This window comes from Paraburkholderia sp. SECH2 (assembly GCF_030464795.1).
Taxonomy (GTDB): Bacteria; Pseudomonadota; Gammaproteobacteria; order Burkholderiales; family Burkholderiaceae; genus Paraburkholderia; species Paraburkholderia aspalathi.
In genome coordinates this window covers 1-3,862 of sequence record NZ_JALPRH010000063.1, presented here as the reverse complement: position 1 = coordinate 3,862, position 3,862 = coordinate 1, and the positions used below count along the sequence as shown (strand labels likewise).

Genomic DNA, 3,862 nt, shown 5'->3' with positions numbered 1-3,862 from the left:
CTGAACTAATCAGCAGGTTCTGGTAATGCGAAGGAACGCAGCGGAATCCGCGCCGCTGCTGGCGCCAGGTTCTTGGTTCCTTCGCATTACGCAGCGGCTTAAAGTGAATCTAGCCATGCAAGGAGATCTGCGTCACGTTTCCATCGCGGCGGCCTATCTATCTTTGAAGCGGGTTCGAGACGTTCTAGCGCAGCGCGTTTCGTAGCCAGATTTGCCTGTGCATAGTGATTGGTGGTATCGAGGCTCACGTGGCCGAGCCAACTGCGGATCACGGTGACGTCGACGCCCGCCGCTACGAGGTGGACGGCCGCCGCATGTCGGAAACTGTGCGGAGAAACGTGCTTCGAGGACAAAGTTGGGACTGTCTTGGCGGCCGCCTGAACGTACTGCGCAAGCTTGTAGCGAACCCCGGACGCATCCAGAGGAGCGCCATAGCGATTGACAAAAATAGGTTCGCTATCCGCGCAGGGTTGTCGCTTGAGCAGCGCCTTGATTATGGCCACCGTTTCCGGCCACAGCGGACAGATACGCGACTTTCGACCTTTGCCGATCAGCCGCACGTACGACGGTGGATCGAAGCGGATGCTTTGCGGGCAAACATCGAGCGCCTCCTGGATCCGTGCGCCTGTGTTGTAGAGAAAACAAAGCAGCGCATGATCGCGTTGGCCCTCAAGTACCGTGCGATCAGGCTGCAAAATAATGGCATCAACTTCATCCGGATCAAGGTAGCATGGCGCGTGAACTGCTGCACGCTTGGTGGGAATGCGCAGTACTGCGTTGCACTGTGCAGCGTATGCGGGTTCCCGTTCGGCGACAAAAGAAAAGAAGGCGTGCAAAGCAGCAAGTCGGCAGTTTCGAGTGCCGACTGTTACCTTGCGCTCCTGCTCGCATTGCTGCAAGAAGGCTCCTACCATCGCTGCAGTAAGGTCCCCGAACACCAGTTTGGCTACCGCACGATCGTGTCTTTTAGCTGAAAAACGCAGGAACAATCTCCAGGTATCGCGATAGGATCGCACCGTGTGTGCTGAGAGATTGCGCTGTTCCAGCATGTATCTGCAAAAAAATTCTTGCAGCAATCCAGGCAACGGATCAATCGGTTTCATCGTCCACTCCTTCATCGACGTGCAGACTGTGCACGCCGAAAGCACGAAAGCGCGCCCCTGCCTGTTGCAGGAGCTCCCGGGTGATAGTCAAATAGATCAGGGTGGAATTAATGTCCCTGTGACCGAGATATGTGGCGAGATAAGGAAGCCGTGCCTGGGGATTTATGCCCTCGCGATACCATCCAAGCATCCGATTTGCGACAAATGTGTGGCGGAGATCATGGATGCGTGGCCCAAGGCCGCCTCTATCAGGCTTTACGCCAGAGAGGCGCAGTACACGTGTCAGAAGCTTCTCGGTCATCACATAGGAGTAGCGTCCGGCTCGTTGTTGATGCCAGAACAGTCCTGACTTGGTTTGCTGCGGAGCGCCCGCCCGTCGCCGGGCATTCACATACTCGCGCAGTACAACTGCGACGCTGTTTGAAACCGGTAGTGTCCTCGATTTAAAAAACTTCGTCTCGCGAATCTCGATCTCGCCTACATCGAGATGAACGTCACCGAGGTTGATGCCTACGATCTCGCCCAGACGTAGACCGGTGCAATATGCAAGAACGAGCATTGTATAAAGGCTCATGGGGCGAAGAGGTGCGCACGGCGAGGGGTACTGCCGCGCGGTTTCAAGGAGGCGCTGCACTTCCTGCTCCGTATAGATGTAGGGACCTCGTCGCTGTTGCTCCAGCTGCTGGCGAAGGCCAGGGTCGGGCTTGGGTACGACAATCATTGGCTCGGAGCGTCGCAACGCCCTGGCGAGATCGCGACCCAGCTCCTGGCACATCCACGCATTCTCGAGGGTCGGCCGTGTGGCATGCCAATCTCGCAGAAGGACGGCCAGCGGTTGGCCCTCCAGTCCCGGATTCCTTTGCAAATAGCGATCGAAATATACGAAGCGGTTTGCTTGCGTCTCGTAACGGTAGCCCATTGCTCGCATTAACGTGACGTGATCGCGCATGAGTGGCCCGAGAAAGCTTCCAAAGCGTTGAGGTAGACGTAACGCATCGAGCGCCGTTTCCGGGGAGGATGATAGTAGCGCTCGTACTACGGGCGTAGTCGTTCGTTGCCCATATTCGATTCGCAGTTCACGCAACGGATTACTCGCAACCGAGCCCTCACTTACGAGGAAATCGAGGAACCGGTCAACGAGACGTGCGCGATGAAAAACTATGTGCGTAGGCCATTGTGTAGCCCGTTCGTGCAACCATGCACTGATCGTTTGTTGATCCAACGATCCCGCACACTCGCGCTGCATGACAAACCGCTGGAAGCCCGATAGGATGCATCGGTAAACCTTCGTGGTCGTTGCGTTTCGGGTTCCCAACTCCCAGATAAAGCGGTCGACGTAACGGCTGTCAGTATCAGGCCAGATTGGCTTCATGGCTGCTTCTCCATGTTCGGAACCTCAAGAGCTACAGCACGCAGATGCTCCGTCGCCAACTTCAGATAAGCCCCCGTAGATTCCGCCGAGCGGTGTCCCAATAGGTCCCCGATTGTTTTTACTGAAACGTCGGCACGAAGCAGGCTGACAGCACGTGCATGTCGAAACGCGTGCGGCCCGCGTTTGCCTGTTGGATGCACGCCTGCCGATTCAAGTCGCCGGCGCACTGGTGTGTATAAGCTGGAACCATTGCGAAATCCGCGGTAAGGAGCACGTGCGCGAACAAATATCTCGCGCACATTTGTGATTGGTCGTCCTCGTCGCAAGTAGTCAGGCAGAGCTTCACCCACACTCGGAAGCAACGGTAGAATGGACTGCGATCCGGTCTTGGTATGGCGAATGCAGAATCGATCAGCTCTCCAATCGATATCTTCCAGACGCAGTCGTGCGATTTCTCCTGCACGTATTCCGTACTTCGACAGCATCATCAGAATGGCGTAGTCACGTAGCCCCGTTGGGGACCGGTCCTCGCGTGTGAAGCGCAAGACTGCGCTGATGTCAGCGGGGCGTAGTGTAGACGGAATGGACTCACGCGCATATATCCTTGGAACAATGATGAATTGAGAAAGATCACGTCCGGTACGCCCCGTGTCATACAGATAGCGAACGAAGCTGCGAAGCCGTAATGCGATATCTTTACGTGATACCCGACGCAGTGACGAAACACGGCTTTGAAGGTAGACATCGATGTCTGTGATCGTCATATGCATCAACGTGTCGGCACCTTTGCACTGCCCATGCTGGCACAGGAATCGTTGTGCTTCGGCAAGATGGCCGTCGACCGTTTCGGTTGCAAGCCCTCGCCACTCCCGAAGCCATTGACCGTATTCCATGCACAGTGCGCGATCAAACTTCGCATTTACACTGGAAGTCGGCGGATCAGGTGGCCACTTGCCAATCGCTAAACGCAGTAATTGATGAATGCCGGTGGCATGCGAGGCTCTCCAGCCCAGAGCGGAGAGGGGCGAATGACCGTGGCGGTGCCGGAAGCTCCGCAGTTCACATTGAAGGTACGCCGATATGTGTGACGGCTGCGTAGCGTCAACGCAAATTCGACGCCTGTCGAGAAAGCTGAGGAAGTTTGCCGCGACTGCCAGATAGCGATTGCGGATGTGGACACAATATCGCTCGGCTACCAGATGTTGCTCAAGTTTGCTGAGCAGCGTTTCGTGCTTTGTTTGCTCATCGGACATGGCGCGCCTCCTTAAGCGGTTGGTCGCACCTATAGGATGGCACCATCGCGATAATGTGAAGGAACCGGCAACCTGACGCCAGCAACGGCGCGGATTCCGCCGCGTTCCTTCGCATTAGCTGAACCTGCTGATTA

At 56.1% G+C, this 3,862-nt stretch carries 3 protein-coding genes; all 3 read right to left on the bottom strand.

Annotated features, from left to right (window positions below; translation table 11 throughout):
* Positions 1-98: 98 nt before the first annotated feature.
* Genes M0D66_RS37845 through M0D66_RS37835 form a run of 3 tightly spaced genes read right to left on the bottom strand, consistent with a single transcriptional unit; the run spans position 99 to position 3,728 of the window.
* Positions 99-1,103, bottom strand: coding sequence for a tyrosine-type recombinase/integrase (locus M0D66_RS37845; protein ID WP_266212949.1), 1,005 nt, complete (start codon positions 1,101-1,103; stop codon positions 99-101).
* Positions 1,090-2,475, bottom strand: coding sequence for a tyrosine-type recombinase/integrase (locus tag M0D66_RS37840; RefSeq protein WP_266212948.1), 1,386 nt, complete (start codon positions 2,473-2,475; stop codon positions 1,090-1,092). The genes M0D66_RS37845 and M0D66_RS37840 overlap by 14 nt, the downstream gene beginning before the upstream one ends.
* Positions 2,472-3,728 (bottom strand): site-specific integrase, encoded by a 1,257-nt coding sequence (locus tag M0D66_RS37835; protein ID WP_266212947.1) that lies wholly within the window; start codon positions 3,726-3,728, stop codon positions 2,472-2,474. The genes M0D66_RS37840 and M0D66_RS37835 overlap by 4 nt, the downstream gene beginning before the upstream one ends.
* Positions 3,729-3,862: the final 134 nt, after the last annotated feature.